At 67.2% G+C, this 14,086-nt stretch carries 16 protein-coding genes; 3 read left to right on the plus strand and 13 right to left on the minus strand.

Features of this window, described 5'->3' with window-relative positions; translation table 11 throughout:
* Positions 1–64: 64 nt before the first annotated feature.
* Complete coding sequence (trmFO, locus tag RTY13_RS11125) at positions 65–1,459, plus strand: methylenetetrahydrofolate--tRNA-(uracil(54)-C(5))-methyltransferase (FADH(2)-oxidizing) TrmFO (RefSeq protein WP_312783458.1); 1,395 nt, start codon at positions 65–67, stop codon at positions 1,457–1,459.
* Positions 1,460–1,478: 19 nt separating this feature from the next.
* On the opposite strand, the gene RTY13_RS11130 is transcribed toward trmFO, so the two are convergent.
* On the minus strand, positions 1,479–2,684 hold the full coding sequence (locus RTY13_RS11130; protein WP_312783459.1) for an MFS transporter: 1,206 nt from the start codon (positions 2,682–2,684) through the stop codon (positions 1,479–1,481).
* A 68-nt stretch (positions 2,685–2,752) separates the two neighbouring features.
* Here RTY13_RS11130 and RTY13_RS11135 point away from each other — a divergent pair, with 68 nt between their 5' ends.
* The gene (locus RTY13_RS11135) at positions 2,753–3,244 is read left to right on the plus strand and encodes a MarR family transcriptional regulator (RefSeq protein ID WP_312783460.1); all 492 of its coding nucleotides are present in this window, start codon (positions 2,753–2,755) and stop codon (positions 3,242–3,244) included.
* On the opposite strand, the gene RTY13_RS11140 is transcribed toward RTY13_RS11135, so the two are convergent.
* Both RTY13_RS11140 and RTY13_RS11145 read right to left on the minus strand, forming a co-directional pair.
* Positions 3,241–3,774: a rhodanese family protein gene (locus RTY13_RS11140; RefSeq protein ID WP_312783461.1), complete on the minus strand. Its 534-nt coding sequence runs from the start codon at positions 3,772–3,774 to the stop codon at positions 3,241–3,243. The genes RTY13_RS11135 and RTY13_RS11140 overlap by 4 nt on opposite strands.
* Before the next feature lie 29 nt (positions 3,775–3,803).
* A complete protein-coding gene (locus RTY13_RS11145) occupies positions 3,804–4,127 on the minus strand; it encodes a metalloregulator ArsR/SmtB family transcription factor (protein ID WP_312783463.1) in 324 nt (107 codons plus the stop codon).
* A gap of 41 nt (positions 4,128–4,168) precedes the next feature.
* On the opposite strand from RTY13_RS11145, the gene RTY13_RS11150 reads away from it, so the two are divergent.
* A complete protein-coding gene (locus RTY13_RS11150) occupies positions 4,169–5,077 on the plus strand; it encodes an MBL fold metallo-hydrolase (protein ID WP_312783465.1) in 909 nt (302 codons plus the stop codon).
* On the opposite strand, the gene RTY13_RS11155 is transcribed toward RTY13_RS11150, so the two are convergent.
* The 10 genes from RTY13_RS11155 to serS all read right to left on the minus strand — a co-directional run bounded on the left by RTY13_RS11155 (position 5,074) and on the right by serS (position 13,917).
* Positions 5,074–5,700: a squalene/phytoene synthase family protein gene (locus RTY13_RS11155; RefSeq protein ID WP_312783466.1), complete on the minus strand. Its 627-nt coding sequence runs from the start codon at positions 5,698–5,700 to the stop codon at positions 5,074–5,076. The two genes, RTY13_RS11150 and RTY13_RS11155, sit on opposite strands and share 4 nt — an antisense overlap.
* Positions 5,701–5,740: 40 nt before the next feature.
* A complete protein-coding gene (locus tag RTY13_RS11160) occupies positions 5,741–6,361 on the minus strand; it encodes a hypothetical protein (protein WP_312783467.1) in 621 nt (206 codons plus the stop codon).
* Positions 6,362–6,454: 93 nt separating this feature from the next.
* Positions 6,455–7,426 carry a protein translocase subunit SecF gene (secF, locus tag RTY13_RS11165; protein ID WP_312783468.1) on the minus strand — a complete coding sequence of 324 codons (972 nt, stop codon included), beginning with the start codon at positions 7,424–7,426 and terminating at the stop codon, positions 6,455–6,457.
* Positions 7,426–9,024 (minus strand): protein translocase subunit SecD, encoded by a 1,599-nt coding sequence (gene secD, locus RTY13_RS11170; RefSeq protein WP_312783469.1) that lies wholly within the window; start codon positions 9,022–9,024, stop codon positions 7,426–7,428. Before secD ends, secF begins: the two co-directional genes overlap by 1 nt.
* A 43-nt stretch (positions 9,025–9,067) precedes the next feature.
* Positions 9,068–9,382 (minus strand): preprotein translocase subunit YajC, encoded by a 315-nt coding sequence (gene yajC, locus RTY13_RS11175; RefSeq protein WP_292082982.1) that lies wholly within the window; start codon positions 9,380–9,382, stop codon positions 9,068–9,070.
* Between the two features lie 148 nt (positions 9,383–9,530).
* Entirely contained in the window at positions 9,531–10,625 is a 1,095-nt protein-coding gene (locus RTY13_RS11180) for a peptidoglycan DD-metalloendopeptidase family protein (RefSeq protein ID WP_312783470.1), read from the minus strand.
* Between the two features lie 152 nt (positions 10,626–10,777).
* Positions 10,778–11,107 carry a GIY-YIG nuclease family protein gene (locus RTY13_RS11185; RefSeq protein ID WP_312783472.1) on the minus strand — a complete coding sequence of 110 codons (330 nt, stop codon included), beginning with the start codon at positions 11,105–11,107 and terminating at the stop codon, positions 10,778–10,780.
* An 82-nt stretch (positions 11,108–11,189) separates the two neighbouring features.
* Positions 11,190–11,834 (minus strand): protein-L-isoaspartate(D-aspartate) O-methyltransferase, encoded by a 645-nt coding sequence (locus tag RTY13_RS11190; protein WP_312783474.1) that lies wholly within the window; start codon positions 11,832–11,834, stop codon positions 11,190–11,192.
* Complete coding sequence (surE, locus tag RTY13_RS11195; protein ID WP_312783476.1) at positions 11,831–12,622, minus strand: 5'/3'-nucleotidase SurE; 792 nt, start codon at positions 12,620–12,622, stop codon at positions 11,831–11,833. Before surE ends, RTY13_RS11190 begins: the two co-directional genes overlap by 4 nt.
* The gene (serS, locus tag RTY13_RS11200; RefSeq protein WP_312783477.1) at positions 12,622–13,917 is read right to left on the minus strand and encodes a serine--tRNA ligase; all 1,296 of its coding nucleotides are present in this window, start codon (positions 13,915–13,917) and stop codon (positions 12,622–12,624) included. The genes surE and serS overlap by 1 nt, the downstream gene beginning before the upstream one ends.
* Positions 13,918–14,086: the final 169 nt, after the last annotated feature.

The following is a 14,086-nucleotide window of genomic DNA, read 5'->3' on the forward strand; positions in this document are numbered from 1 at the left end:
CCGCTTCGCCACCCCGCCGCAATGACAGGCTGACGGAAGCCTCCGGGACGGCTAGAAGGCCGCCATGTCGAACGCAGCGCCCTCTCCCAAACCCATTCACGTCATCGGCGGCGGCCTCGCCGGTTCCGAAGCCGCCTGGCAGATCGCCCAGGCGGGCGTGCCCGTCATCCTGCATGAAATGCGCGGCGTGCCGGGCATCAAGACCGACGCGCACCAGACGGACGGTCTGGCCGAGCTGGTCTGCTCCAACTCCTTCCGCTCGGACGACTGGGAGTACAACGCCGTCGGCCTGCTGCACGCCGAGATGCGGGCGCTCGGCTCCATCATCATGGAATGCGGCGACGCCCATCAGGTCCCGGCGGGCGGCGCCCTGGCCGTCGACCGCGACGGCTTCTCGCAAGCCGTGACGGCCAAGCTGGAAGCCCACCCCCTCGTGACCATCGTGCGCGAGGAAATCGCCGGCCTGCCGCCCGAAGAGTGGGACAATGTCATCGTCGCCACCGGCCCGCTGACCTCGCCCGCCCTGGCCGACGCCATCCTGAAGATGACCGGCGAGGAAAGCCTCAGCTTCTTCGACGCCATCGCCCCGATCATTCACGCCGACAGCATCGACTTCGACATCGCCTGGCGTCAGTCGCGCTATGACAAGGAAGGCCCCGGCGGCGACGCCGCCGCCTACGTCAACTGCCCGATGGACAAGGAACAGTACGACGCCTTCATCGACGCCTTGCTGGGCGGCCCCAAGGCCGAGTTCAAGGACTGGGAGAACGTCCCCTACTTCGACGGCTGCCTGCCCATCGAGGTCATGGCCGAACGCGGCCGCGAGACCCTGCGCCACGGCCCGATGAAGCCCGTCGGCCTGACCAATCCGCGCAACCCGACGGTCAAGGCCCACGCCATCGTCCAGCTGCGCCAGGACAACGCCCTGGGCACCCTGTTCAACATGGTCGGCTTCCAGACCAAGCTGAAACACGGGGCGCAGGCCGAAACCTTCCGCATGATCCCCGGCCTGCAGAACGCCCAGTTCGCGCGCCTCGGCGGCCTGCACCGCAACACCTACCTGAACAGCCCGCAGTTGCTGGACAAGCAGCTGCGCATGAAGGCCATGCCGCGCCTGCGCTTCGCCGGTCAGGTGACGGGCGTCGAGGGCTATGTCGAAAGCGCCGCCATGGGCCTGCTGACCGGCCGCCTGGCCGCCGCCCAGGCCCTGGGCCGCGACCTGTCGGCTCCGCCGCCGGAAACCGCCATGGGCGCCCTGGTCGAGCACATCACCGGCGGCCACCTGGAAGGCTCCAAGTTCCAGCCGATGAACATCAACTACGGCCTGCTGCCGCCGCTGGAGGCCCCCAAGGTCGACGAGGACGGCAAGCGCATCCATCCCAAGGAACGCGGCCGCGCCAAGAAGCGCCTGCAGAGCATCCGGGCGATGGCCGCTCTGAAAGCCTGGCGCGACGCCTAAGCGATAAGGCCGGGTCGCCTCAGCGCAGCTTGGGCAGGCCCGGCCGGAACTGTAGCGTCATCACGCCCAGACCCACGACGCCGACGCCCATCAGGACCCAGGCGCCGGTCAGGTCGGCCATATGGTCGCGCAACAGGCCGGCGGCCAGCGGCGACAGGCTGGCGATGATGTAGCCGCCGCCCTGGACGAAGGCGAGCAGATCGCCGGAGCGGGCCGGGTCGTCGATCTGGTCCATGGCCAGGATCAGGGTCAGCGGGAAAATGGCCCCGATGCCGAGCCCCATGACCACCACGACCGGAACCGCCAGCGTGACCGGCGCGAGCACCAGACCCGCCAGTCCGATCAGGGCCAGCACCAGCGCCGTCAGGATCGGCCCACGCCGATCAGAAAAGCGCGCGATGACCATCGAGACGATGACCCCCGCAGCCACCTCGGCCCCGGTCATGCCACTTAGCAGATAGCCCGCCGTCGCCCTCGCCTGCCCCAGATCGACGTAAAAGGGCGGCAGCCAGGCCAGCACCAGCGTGTAGGCCGATGTCCCAAGCCCCATGATCAGGATCAGGCTCCACGCCCGGCCCTGCTTCCAGAAGGGGATTTCGGGGTGAACCACTTCGACCACAGCCGCACGGTCGGGTTCCTCCGCCGCCGGATCGCGCGCGGCCAACAGCCAGACGACCGCCGCGACAAAAGCCGGCGCAGACCACAGCGCCAGCGTCCAGGCCCAGCCCACCGCCTCGGCCAAACCCGCCGCCGTGGCCGCTGCAATGGCCGCCCCGCCCATGATCCCGGTCGTATAGACGGCCATCACTGTGCCGAACCGTGTCGGAAAGGCCCGCTTGATCACAACCGGCGCCAGGGCCTGAATCAGGGCTACACCGACGCCGACGACCGCCGCGCTGGCGATCAGGCCCGCCGTGTCGCTCAGCGCCGCCCTTGCCAGACAAGCCCCGCCGATCAGCAGCGCCCCCAGCAGGATGCCGCGTCGCTCGCCCAGCCGCCGCCGCAGTGGACGGATCGACAGGGCGCCGAGGCCGATCATCGCCACCGGCAGGGTTGTCAGCAGGCTGGCGGCGGTGGAATCCATCCCCGTCGCGCCCTCGATCAGGTCCAGCAAGGGCCCGACCGCCGCCATCGCCGGGCGCAGGTTCAGCGCCAGGGCGAAGATGGCCGCCAGCAGCAGCAAGGACGCGCCGCGCGCCGCTTCGGCATCGGACCGTACGGTCATGACAGGGGACTCCACTGAGAATTCGCGCTAGTCTCTCGACCTCAAGTATCTCGATGTCAAGATAACTCATGCCTGACAGAGCCTCACGCGCCGCCGCCCAATGGGCCGTTCAACGCCCCGACATGGAGATGTTGCCGATGGAGGCGCTGGGCCGCCTACACGAGGCCTCCATCCTGGTCTCGCGCGAACGCCAGGCGCCGCTCTACGCCCGATACGGCCTGCAACAGGGCGAGTTCGACGCCCTGGCGACCCTGCGCCGCTCAGGCGCGCCCGAAGGCCTGACCCCGACCGCCCTGTTCGAGGCGGCGATGATGTCGTCCGGCGGCATGACGGCCCGCATCGACCGGCTGGAGAAGGCCGGACTGGTCGAGCGCCGCCCTCACCCGACCGACCGCCGCGCCACGCTGGTGCGCCTGACCGACAAGGGCTTCGACCTGATCGAAACCATCATGCCCCGCCACGAAGAAGCGGCGCGAGACATCCTCGCGCCGCTGTCGCTCGACGAGCAGAAGACGCTGAACGCCCTCCTGGCGCGCCTGATCAGCGGCCTCTGCGACTAATTGGGCCGCATCCTTCGGTTCCAGGGCATGACCGCCAGCAGGCGCGCCATGCCGCAGAAGCCTGTCGCCCCGGCTACGAACAAGCCTGCACCGACAAAGGCGCTGAGACTCCAGAATGCGGGGTGAACCATGGCTCCCAACAGACCGCCGACCAGGATCAGGCCGCCCGCCGCCATCTGCACCTGACGCATCAGCTCCAGGGGCTGCTTCGTGTCTGTTCTGACCGGAAGCCCCGCCTTCTTCCAAGCGTCGAGACCGCCCGCCAGCACATGGGCCGGGCCGGCGATGCGCGCGGCCAGACGGTCAAAGTGCGCGCCGGTCCGGTTGCCGCTGCGGCACATGAAGATGACGTCCTTTCCCGGCGTAAGCCCCAGGGTCGCCCCCTCGAAGGCCGACAGCGGGGCCGTGACGGCGCCTGAAATGTGTTCACGCGCGTGTTCATCGGGTTCGCGCACGTCCACCAGCACGGCGGTTTTCGCCTTCAGGCGGGCGGCGACCTCGGCGGGTGTCAGGGAGACAAGCGGATTCATGGTCATGGTCCTTGGATTTGGGGAAGGCCTCAGACCGAAGTCGGAGGACAGAAGATCTCGGCTAAAACCCCGATCACCTGCAGGGCTGCCGGGTCCGCGATACGATAGAAGACGGCGGTGCCGCTCTTTCGCGCGCTGACCAATCCGTCCTCGCGCAGGCGCGCCAGGTGCTGGGACAGGGCCGATTGCGACAGGCCCACCAGCGGAAGCAGGTCCGCAACCTGACGCTCGCCGTCGCCGATCTGGCACAGGATCATCAGCCGGCTTTCGTTGGACAAGGATTTCAGCAGCCGGGCGGCGTTGCCCGCATTGGCTCGAAAGCGTCCCAGTCTGATAGCGTCCAAGTCGATCATGGACGCCAATATATTAGCACTTGTTAAATTAGCAATATCTAATGTATAAGATCACGACCCAGGAGGCTGACATCGTGACCCCCTTCCCCGCTGGCCGGCCTGATGTTGTCGGCTTCTTCGACCCCGCGACTCACACCGTGACCTATCTGGTCTCCGATCCCGCGACAGGCGCCGCCGCCATCATCGACCCGGTTCTGGACTATGACCCCGTGGCGGTCCGAACCTCGACCGGTTCAATCGAGCGGGTGCTGGACGCTGTGCGCACATGCGGCCTGAAGCTGGAACGGGTGCTGGAAACCCATGCCCACGCCGACCACCTGACCGGCGCCGACGTGATTCGTACCCGCACCGGCGCCCCCATCGGCATCGGCGAAAAGATCACACGCGTGCAAAAGACCTTCGGGGACCTGTTCGAGGCTGGCGACGTGAGTGCCGGCGCCGTGGTGTTCGATGAAACCTACGCCGATGGCGACACCTTCAGTTTGGGCTCAATCCCGGTCGAGGTCCTGCATACGCCCGGCCACACGCCTGCCTGCGTCAGTTACCGCATCGGCGACGCCGTTTTCGTCGGCGACACCATGTTCATGCCCGACTACGGCACGGCCCGCTGCGACTTCCCCGGCGGCGACGCCCGGACCCTCTATCGCTCGATCCAGAAGATCCTGGCCCTGCCCGACGCCACGCGTGTCTTCGTCGGCCACGACTATCTACCCAAGGACGGCCGGAGCGAGTTCCGCTGGGAAACCAGCGTGGGCGAGGAGAAGGCCAACGTCCACCTGACCGGACGCAGCGAGGACGACTACGTCGCCATGCGCGAGGCGCGCGACGCCACGCTTGCGCCGCCGCAACTGATCCTGCCGGCGCTGCTGGTCAACATCCGCGCCGGCGCCCTGCCCCCGGCCGAAGCCTCGGGCAAACGTTTCCTGAAACTGCCGCTGAACGCGATCTAGACCCGGCCGCGCAGCACGCTCCAGAACAGCCGCAGTCGTTTCACCGGCTCAGGCTCGTCCGAGCGGATCAGCGCCGCATGGGCCACGGCGGGAAAGGCGGCCGGCGGTAGCCCCTTCAACGCGGCGTTGGCGGCGCCGGCCCGAGCCCTCGCCTCATCGACCCGTCCCGTCTGCGACAGGGCCCACAGGCGTCCGACCTCGGCGACGGCCGCCTGATGCCCCTCGCCCGCCAGCATCCGCACGGCGACCTGCATCGGGCCGACGTAGAAGGCGTCCAGGTCGTGCGGCTCGCCATGCACACGGCCGATGTGGGCCTCGATCAGGGCGTCGAAGGGCGCGCGGTCCAGCCCGTGATGGGCGACGGCGGCGGTGAGGCCTTCCAGCACCGGATGGCCGACGCGCGGGGTGTTGTCGAAGACGCCCTCCATCTGCTCGGCCCACCACGTATAGCGCATCTCGGCCAGCATGGGCTGGGTGACGCGGGTGGGAATGGCCAGAAGCTCCGCCTCGAAGGCGTAGAGGGCGATCAGGTCCGCGCGCGCCTGAACATCAGCCACGAACCGGCTGGACAGCCAGCGGTCGGGATCGGCGGCGCGGACCTGGGCATCAAGATCAACAGTCATTGCGCAAGGCCATCGGCCATTGCACGCAATGGCGCAAGTCTCAGCCGAACAGGGTCTGATACATGGCCATCGCCGTCAGCATCGGCAGCGACAGCAAGAGGTTGGTGCGGCTGCCCAGCATGGCGATCCGCGCGGCCTTGGCCTTCTTGTCGTCGTCCACGGCGATGATGCCCAGGGCGCGCTTCTGGTTCGGCCAGATCACGCCCCAGACGTTCAGGAACATGACGATGGCCAGCCAGACGCCGATCCCCATCAGGGTGAACTGCTGGTCGCCCGCGTTCAGGCCGCCGGCCAGGCCGAAGGTCAGGACTTCATGGGCATAGACGTGGCCGCGCGTGAACAGGACCGCGATCCCCGCCAGCACCGTCACCAGCGCCGACCAGCGGAACCAGAACAGGGCCTCAGGCGCGATGTGCTTGCTGACGGCGGGCTTCAGCTCAGCCGGGATCGCGGGCATGACCCGGATCTGCACGAAGTTGAAGTAGTAGAGCAGGCCGATCCACAGGATGCCGGCCACGACGTGCACCCAGCGGAAGGCCGCCTGGGCGAAACCGAGATCGAATCCGCCCGGCGCGATGCGGCCGAAAGCGAAGATCATGACGCCCGCCAGCAGGATGCTGAGCAGGAAGGTCGTTCTGAAGTTGGAAAGCAGTTTGGCCATGCGCCCCTCCCCGGGTCGGAATCAGGAAGCGTGACCTTACTCCTCCCTCCCCGCCCGGGGGAAGGAGGAGCCTTTTTCAGGTCTGAGCCGGCCCTAGGGGCGGCTGGCCATGCCGAACTTGATCGGCTTGGCGTCCTCATCGACGGAACCGCCGCGCTTGACGCCCCACAGCAGGATGATCGGCGCGCCGACATAGATCGACGAATAGGTGCCGATGACGATACCGACCATCAGCACGATGGAGAAGCCGAACAGGGCCTCGCCGCCGAACAGGGCCAGGACCGCCAGCACGCCGACGGCGGTGACGCCGGTGATGATGGTCCGCGACAGGGTTTCGTTCAGCGACAGGTCGATGACCTCGCGCAGAGGCATGGTCTTGTATTTGCGCAGGTTCTCGCGAAGGCGGTCGAACACGACGACCGTGTCGTTCATCGAATAACCGATGACGGTCAGGATGGCCGCCACGGTGTTCAGGCTGAACTCGAAGCGGAACAGAACGATCAGGCCGAAGGTCAGGATCAGGTCGTGCACCAGACCCGCCACGGCGCCGAAGCCGAACTGCGGCTCGAACCGGAACCAGATGTAGATGAACATCAGCACGATGGCCGCGCCCAGGGCCAGAAGGCCGCTGGTGAACAGCTCGCCCGAGACCTTGGAGCCGACGACACTGATGCCCGAGTATTTCACCTCACCGACCGCTTCGTCGATCGCCTTCTCGACCCGGGCGACGACGGCGCTCTGGCCTTCGTCCTCAGGAATCTGGAAGCGGACGATGGCGCTGGCCGAGCTGTCGATGCCTTGAACCTGGACATCACCCAGACCCAGCTCGCTGACGGCGCCGCGAACCTTGTCCAGTTCAAGCACCTGGCCGGCGGGCTTGGACACTTCCATAGAGGCGCCGCCTCGGAAGTCGATGCCGAGGTTCAGACCCGGATAGAAGCAGCCGACGATCGCGGCCACGCACAGGATCACTGAGATCACGCCCGCGATGGGCGCGTATTTGACGAACCGGAAGTTCGTCTTCTGCGGAAGCAGTTTGATGAGGGGCCATCCACGCATCGCCATCACTCCGCGATCGGCAGTTTTTTCGGCTTGGCGACTTTGAGCCAATACCCGAGCAGCACCTGGGCGACCATCACCGAGGAGAACATGGAGGTGAAGACGCCGATGGTCAGCGTCCAGGCGAAGCCGCGCACGGGCCCCGCGCCGAACATGAACATGATCAGCGCCGCCACCAGGGTGGTCAGGTTGGCGTCGACGATCGTACCCATGGCCTTGTTGAAGCCGGCGTCCATCGAGGCGATGACCGAACGACCGGCCCGCGCTTCATCGCGCATCCGCTCGAAGATCAGCACGTTGGCGTCGACGGCCACCGCGAAGGTCAGCACCAGACCGGCGATGCCGGGCAGGGTCAGGGTCGCGCCGAACAGCGACATGGCGGCGATGATCAGGATGCCGTTCAGGATCAGACCCAGCACCGACACGCCGCCGAACAGGAAGCCGTAGGCGCCGATCATGAAGACGCAGATCAGGATGAAGCCGATGATGGTCGAAACCATGCCGGCCTGCACGGCGTCAGCGCCCAGCTCGGCAGTGACGACGCGGCGTTCCTCAACCTTCAGCGGCGCCGGCAGGGCGCCCCCGTTCAGCAGGTTCACCAGTTCCGAAGCGGACTGGATCGAGAAGTTGCCGGTGATCTGGCCCGTACCGCCAGCGATGGCGCTCTGAATTGTCGGGGCCGAAATCACCTTGCCGTCCAGGATGATAGCGAATGGCTTGCCGATGTTCTGGGCGGTGGCTTCGCCGAAGCGACGCGCGCCTTGACCGTCAAAGCGGAAGTCGATGGCCGGGCGGCCGTTCTGATCCGAGCCGACGCCGGCGCGGGTCAGGTTCTCACCCGAGACCAGGATGCGTTTCTTGACCAGATAGGGCGTGCCCTGGTCGTCCGTCAGCAGTTCGGCGTCCGGCGGCACGCGGCCCGCCATGGCGTCCTGCAGGCCATTGGTCGAGGTGTCGACCATCTGGAACGTCAGCTGGGCCGTGCGGCCGACCAGACGCTCCAGCTCGGCCGGATCGCTCTGGCCCGGCGCCTGGACCACGATGCGGTCCGCGCCCTGACGGGTGATGGAGATTTCCTTGGTGCCCGAGCTGTCCAGACGACGACGCACGACCTCGATGGACTGATCCACCGCCGTCGCGCCCATGCTGTTCAGCGTGGCGTCGGTGAAGGCGAAGCGAATGCGATTGCCGCTCAGACGCGTGGCCGTGCGATCCGGCTGGCCGGTTGCGGCCGCGCCCGTCTGGGCCAGGGTGCGAAGCTCGGTCAAAGCCGTGTCGAACTGACCGGGGTCGGTGATCGTAACCACCACGCCGCCCGCTTCGCGCTGCATGGCGCCGATGTTGATCTGCTGTTCGCGCAGGGCGACCCGCACGTCTTCCATCAGATTGGTGACGCGCTTGTTGCGCATCTCCGGCACATCGACCTCGAGCAGGAGGTAGGAGCCCCCCTGCAGGTCGAGGCCCAGGTTCAGGCCGTTCTTGGGCAGCCAGCCGGGCAGCGCGTCGCGCTGCGCCGGGCTGAGCACGCTCGGGAAGGCCAGCAGCAGCCCGACAACGAGCGACAGCACGACCAGGGTGACTTTCCAGCGCGCGAGCTGAATCATGTCAGGGCTCTATTTCGGGCGGGCGTCAGCGGCGAGAAGCCGCTCAGCCCTTGTCGTTGGCGGCGATGGCGGTGCGATTGCGCACCTCGGCGATCATCGCCTTGACCACACGGACGTTCACGCCCTGCGAGATCTCGACCATGGCCTCGGCGTCTTCCACGCGCGTCACCTTGCCGACCATGCCGTTCGACAGGACGACTTCGTCGCCGCGCTTCACGCCGGCGATCAGGGCCTGGTGCGCCTTCATCCGCTTCTGCTGCGGGCGGATCATCAGGAAGTAGAACAGGATGAAGATCGCGACGATCGGCGCGATCTGCACCACGATGGCCATCAGGCCGCCTTCGGAACCAGTAGGCATGGAAACTCCCCGAACCGGGCCGACCTTGAACGGGGGCCCCATAAGAAATTGAGGCGCGGAACCTAGGGTGCGCCGTGCCGATTTGCAACGCGGCCTGACGCCTCTAGATCACAGGCGATGCCGCCGGGACACGCCCGGCCGCCGCTCATCAGCGCGGCAGCACGCTGATCGGATCGACCGCGACTGGATCATCGCCGCGCATCTGGCGCGTTTCGAAGTGGATCGAGGGCCGCCCGTCGCCTGCCGTCAATCCCACCGTGCCGACAACCTGCCCCGCACGAACCTCTGCCCCGTCGCGCACCGTGGCCGAACCCAGATGACCATAAACCGTACGCCAGCCGTCGCGGTGGATGATCAGAATCGTCAACCCCTGCCCAGGCAGGTCGTCGCCGACATAGGCCACCCGCCCGGCGGCCGCGGCCTTGACCTCGGTCCCGGCCGAGGCGCCGATGTTGACGCCGTTGTTGCGCTCTCCCATGCCGACCGGGCCGAAGCGACGCAGGATGTCCCCGCGCACCGGCCATTGCATCACCAGGGCCTGCCCCACGGCCGCGCCCTGCACCGGCGAGGCCGGGGTCGAGGAGGTAGCCGCCGGCGCGCGCGAGGGCGGCAGGGCCGCATTGCCGCTGGGCGGCGGCGGGGGCGGCGGAGCGACGCCGTTGTTGGGGGTCCGCACGCCCACGGGCGAAGCGCCCGTCGCATAGGGGTCTGAGCCAGTGTCCACGGCGCTGTCCGGCAGGACGATGCGCTGGCCCGAAGTAATGGCGCCGCGCGGCCCCAGGCCGTTCAGGTCGATCAGGGTCTGGACCGGGGTCTGGAAGCGGCGCCCCACGCCCGAAATGGTGTCGCCCGGCTGGATGACATAGGTCGCCCCCGGCATGCTGGTCGAGCCTGCGGGCGATGGAGGCGTGACCGTGATCGGCGCCCCTGTCGAGGGATAGGCCGGACCGCCGGCGGGCGGCAGGCCGCCGCCCTCGATGCTGCCCGACGGGGCGCGTGGCCCCTGCTCCTCATAGGGGCGCGCGGGCGGCGGGGTCTGCGGCTGCGACGGCTGGGCGTAGTAGGGGTTGTTGTTCGGATAGGCGCCTGGCTGCTGCGGCTGGGCGGGATAGCCCCCCTGCCCGCCGACCGGCATGGGACGCGTCGAATAGCGCGGCTCATTCGGATAGGTCGAACACGCGGTGACCGTCAGCGCTCCGCCGACGACGACCGCCGCCCTGATCCAGCCCGTGAAGCCGCCCATGCGCCCCTCCTTCTTAACCTTGAATTGCCTCTGCCCCCGGTGTGCCCCGGAAGCGTCGCCAAGCCAACCCGCCAAACAGCGCCAAAGTGGGGCGGAAAGGTTAACCGCGCGCCGATCTCGCCTTCACCGTCATCCCGGAAAACGCGTAGCGTTTATCCGGGACCGCCCAATACGCCGCCATCGGACCTGAAAGCCGCTTCCCACAGATCATTCCATTCGGGATTCATTCGTTCAATCAGGTCGAACTTCCAATCACGTCGCCAGCGCTTCAATCGCTTCTCGAAATTGATCGCGAATTCAGCGTCGTCGAAGACCTGGTACCAGACCAGCCGCCGCAGACCCCATTGGCTGCTGAAGCCCGGATAGGTCCGATCTCGATGCTGCTGGACCCGACCAAGCAGGTCGGACGTCACGCCGACGTAAAGGACGCCGCGCGTGGTGTTGGTCACGATATAGACGGTGAAGAGCCTGTCTTCGCGCATGAAGTGAACGGTAGCGCTTCCTGCGGTCCCGGATAAGCCCTTCGGGCTTTCAGGGATGACCGAGATAGAGCGACTGACGCCCCTACCCCTCCTTGGCCGTGCCTTCGACCAGGGGCACGAAGCGCACTTCGCACAGGCTTTCGCGGCGGAAGCTGCCGTCTTCCTGACCGGTATAGCGGTTCAGCATCTGCACCGAACTGCGGCCCACCGGCGCCACCAGAATCCCGCCAGGCTTCAGCTGTTTCAACAGTTCCGTCGGTTCATGCGGCGAGGCCGCCGTCACCATGATCCGGTCAAAGGGGGCCTGTTCCGGCCAGCCCTGCCCGCCGTCGCCGTGGCGGGTGAAGACGTTGTCGACGCCCAGCAGCTTCAGCTTGGCCTCGGCCTCGGTCAGCAGGCTCTTGTAGCGCTCCACCGAATAAACGAACCGCGCCAGCCGGCTCAGCACCGCGCACTGATAGCCGCTGCCGGTGCCGATCTCGAGCACGCGGTGACGCGGCTGGACGTCCAGCGCCTGGGTCATCAGGCCGACGATATAGGGCTGGCTGATCGTCTGGGCGCAGTCGATCGGCAGGGCCTGGTCTTCCCAGGCCTGATCCAGGAACTTCTCGTGGACGAACAGCGACCGGTCGATGGATTCCATCGCCTTCAGCACCCGCGCGTCGGTCACCCCCTGCCGCCGCAGCGACAGGATCAACCGGCCCGCACGGTCGTCCGACAGGCTCATTTTTCCAGCGGTCCCTTGGGGGGCGCGCCGCCCAGCACCTTCTTCAGGTCGTTGACGCTGCGCATGTGCGTCAGGTCGATATGCAACGGCGTGACCGAGATGCGCCCCTCGTCCATGGCGCGCAGGTCGGTTCCCTCGACGTGCTCCTGGGGCGCGCCGCGGAAGGCCATCCAGTAGTAGTCGCGGCCGCGCAGGTCGGTGCGGCGGATCGCGTGCATCTCGCCGATGTCGCGGAAGCCCTGCTTGGTCACCTCGACCGACTTGACCAGTTCCGGCGGCAGCTTGGGGAAGTTGACGTTCATGACCACGCCGTCCTCCCACTTCTGCTCCAGCAGCTTGGCGATGATGCCGGGGGCGAAGGCCTCGGCCGTCTCCCAGTGCGCCGTCACGTCGTCGTGGAAGCGCTCCAGCGACTGCGACAGGGCGATGGAGCGGATGCCGAAGGCCATGCCCTGCAGGGCGCCGGCCACGGTGCCGGAATAGCTGACGTCCTCGCCGACGTTGTGGCCGCGATTGACGCCCGACAGCACGAGATCGGGCTTCTCGGGCATCAGGTCGTTGACCGCCAGGATGACGCAGTCGGTCGGGGTGCCGGTCACGGCGAAGCGCTTGTCGCCCAACTGGTTGACCCGCAAAGGCTCGGTCAGGGTGATCCCGCGCCCCTTGGCCGACTGCTCGGTCTGCGGCGCGACGATCCAGACGTCGTCCGACAGGGTGCGGGCAATCTTTTCAAGACATTCAAGGCCTTCCGCCTCGATGCCGTCGTCGTTGGTCAGAAGGATACGCATTACTTGGAAACCGAACCCACCGTGGTCAGGCCGCCCATATAGGGCAGCAGCGCAGCCGGCACGGCGACCGAGCCGTCCTCCTGCTGATAGTTCTCCATCACCGCGACCAGGGTGCGGCCGACCGCCAGGCCCGAGCCGTTCAAGGTGTGCAGGAACTCGGTCTTCTTCTCGCCCGCGCGCTTGAACCGGGCGTCCATGCGCCGGGCCTGGAAGTCACCGCAGTTCGAGCAGGAGCTGATCTCCCGATAGGTGTTCTGGCTCGGCAGCCAGACCTCGAGGTCATAGGTCTTCTGCGCCGAGAAGCCCATGTCGCCCTTGCACAGCAGCACCTTGCGATAGGGCAGCTCCAGCGCCTGCAGCACCGCCTCGGCGCAACCGGTCATGCGCTCATGCTCGGCTTCAGAATCCTCGGGACGGCAGATGGAGACCATCTCGACCTTGGAAAACTGATGCTGGCGGATCAGGCCGCGGGTATCGCGCCCCGCCGACCCGGCCTCGGCCCGGAAGCACGGCGTCAGCGCCGTCAGACGCATGGGCTCGGCCACCTCGTCTTCGCCCAGGATTTGTTCGCGCACGAGGTTGGTCAGGGAAACTTCGGCGGTGGGGATCAGCAGGTGCTCGCCCGCGCGGAACAGATCTTCTTCGAACTTCGGCAGCTGGCCGGTGCCGAACATGGCGTCGTCCTTAACCATGTAAGGCGGCGCGACTTCCAGATAACCGTGCGTACCGGTCTGCAGGTCCAGCATGAACTGGCCGATGGCGCGTTCCAGCCGCGCCAGCTGGCCCTTCAGCACGGCGAAGCGCGAGCCGGACATCTTGGCCGCAGCCTCGAAGTCCAGCAGGCCCAGGGCCTCGCCCAGGTCAGCGTGATCCTTGGCCGGGCCGGTCGTGCGCGGCTCGCCCCACGTCAGGACCTCGACGTTGTCGTTCTCGTCCTCGCCGTCCGGCACGTTGTCCGCCGCCAGGTTCTTCAGGCCCGCCAGCAGGTCGCGCAGTTCGGCGCCCTTGGCGGCTTCGGCCTCGCCCGCGTCGGCGATATCGGCTTTCAGGGTCTCGACCTCGGCCTTCAGGCGGTCGGCCTCGGCCATGTCCTTCTTGCCCATGGCGGCGCCGATGGCCTTGGAGGCGGCGTTGCGTTTGGCCAGGGCTTCCTGCCCCGTCGTCTGGGCGGCGCGAAGGTCCACGTCCAGCGCCAGAATGCGATCAACGACGGACTGGGCGTCATCCACCCCGCGCGACGACCAGCCGGCGACGTAGGCTTCGGGATTGTCGCGGATGGCTCGGATATCGTGCATGGCGTCGCTCTTCGGGCGCTCGTTAAGGAGAAGCCGAAGGCTGTAACGCCCGAAGCGGAGTCGGGCAAACCCCTAAGCGCCTTCTCGCTCCCTCAGATCGTCATCCCGGAAAGCGCGCAGCGCTTATCCGGGACCGCCGGAAGCGCCTCCGGTCAGATTCCCAAACCCA

It is taken from the genome of Brevundimonas sp., from assembly GCF_032055285.1.
Classification (GTDB): Bacteria; Pseudomonadota; Alphaproteobacteria; order Caulobacterales; family Caulobacteraceae; genus Brevundimonas.

What these genes read in the sequence shown, in the direction of transcription:
- RTY13_RS11140 (WP_312783461.1), bottom strand. Translation starts at nt 3,774, where the DNA reads ATGAATCCGCTTGTCTCCCTGACACCCGCCGAGGTCGCCGCCCGCCTG.
- RTY13_RS11160 (WP_312783467.1), bottom strand. Translation starts at nt 6,361, where the DNA reads ATGGCCAAACTGCTTTCCAACTTCAGAACGACCTTCCTGCTCAGCATC.
- serS (WP_312783477.1), bottom strand. Translation starts at nt 13,917, where the DNA reads ATGCACGATATCCGAGCCATCCGCGACAATCCCGAAGCCTACGTCGCC.
- RTY13_RS11185 (WP_312783472.1), bottom strand. Translation starts at nt 11,107, where the DNA reads ATGCGCGAAGACAGGCTCTTCACCGTCTATATCGTGACCAACACCACG.
- secD (WP_312783469.1), bottom strand. Translation starts at nt 9,024, where the DNA reads ATGATTCAGCTCGCGCGCTGGAAAGTCACCCTGGTCGTGCTGTCGCTC.
- RTY13_RS11130 (WP_312783459.1), bottom strand. Translation starts at nt 2,684, where the DNA reads ATGACCGTACGGTCCGATGCCGAAGCGGCGCGCGGCGCGTCCTTGCTG.
- RTY13_RS11180 (WP_312783470.1), bottom strand. Translation starts at nt 10,625, where the DNA reads ATGGGCGGCTTCACGGGCTGGATCAGGGCGGCGGTCGTCGTCGGCGGA.
- RTY13_RS11145 (WP_312783463.1), bottom strand. Translation starts at nt 4,127, where the DNA reads ATGATCGACTTGGACGCTATCAGACTGGGACGCTTTCGAGCCAATGCG.
- RTY13_RS11135 (WP_312783460.1), top strand. Translation starts at nt 2,753, where the DNA reads ATGCCTGACAGAGCCTCACGCGCCGCCGCCCAATGGGCCGTTCAACGC.
- surE (WP_312783476.1), bottom strand. Translation starts at nt 12,622, where the DNA reads ATGCGTATCCTTCTGACCAACGACGACGGCATCGAGGCGGAAGGCCTT.
- RTY13_RS11190 (WP_312783474.1), bottom strand. Translation starts at nt 11,834, where the DNA reads ATGAGCCTGTCGGACGACCGTGCGGGCCGGTTGATCCTGTCGCTGCGG.
- RTY13_RS11150 (WP_312783465.1), top strand. Translation starts at nt 4,169, where the DNA reads ATGTATAAGATCACGACCCAGGAGGCTGACATCGTGACCCCCTTCCCC.
- secF (WP_312783468.1), bottom strand. Translation starts at nt 7,426, where the DNA reads ATGGCGATGCGTGGATGGCCCCTCATCAAACTGCTTCCGCAGAAGACG.
- trmFO (WP_312783458.1), top strand. Translation starts at nt 65, where the DNA reads ATGTCGAACGCAGCGCCCTCTCCCAAACCCATTCACGTCATCGGCGGC.
- yajC (WP_292082982.1), bottom strand. Translation starts at nt 9,382, where the DNA reads ATGCCTACTGGTTCCGAAGGCGGCCTGATGGCCATCGTGGTGCAGATC.
- RTY13_RS11155 (WP_312783466.1), bottom strand. Translation starts at nt 5,700, where the DNA reads ATGACTGTTGATCTTGATGCCCAGGTCCGCGCCGCCGATCCCGACCGC.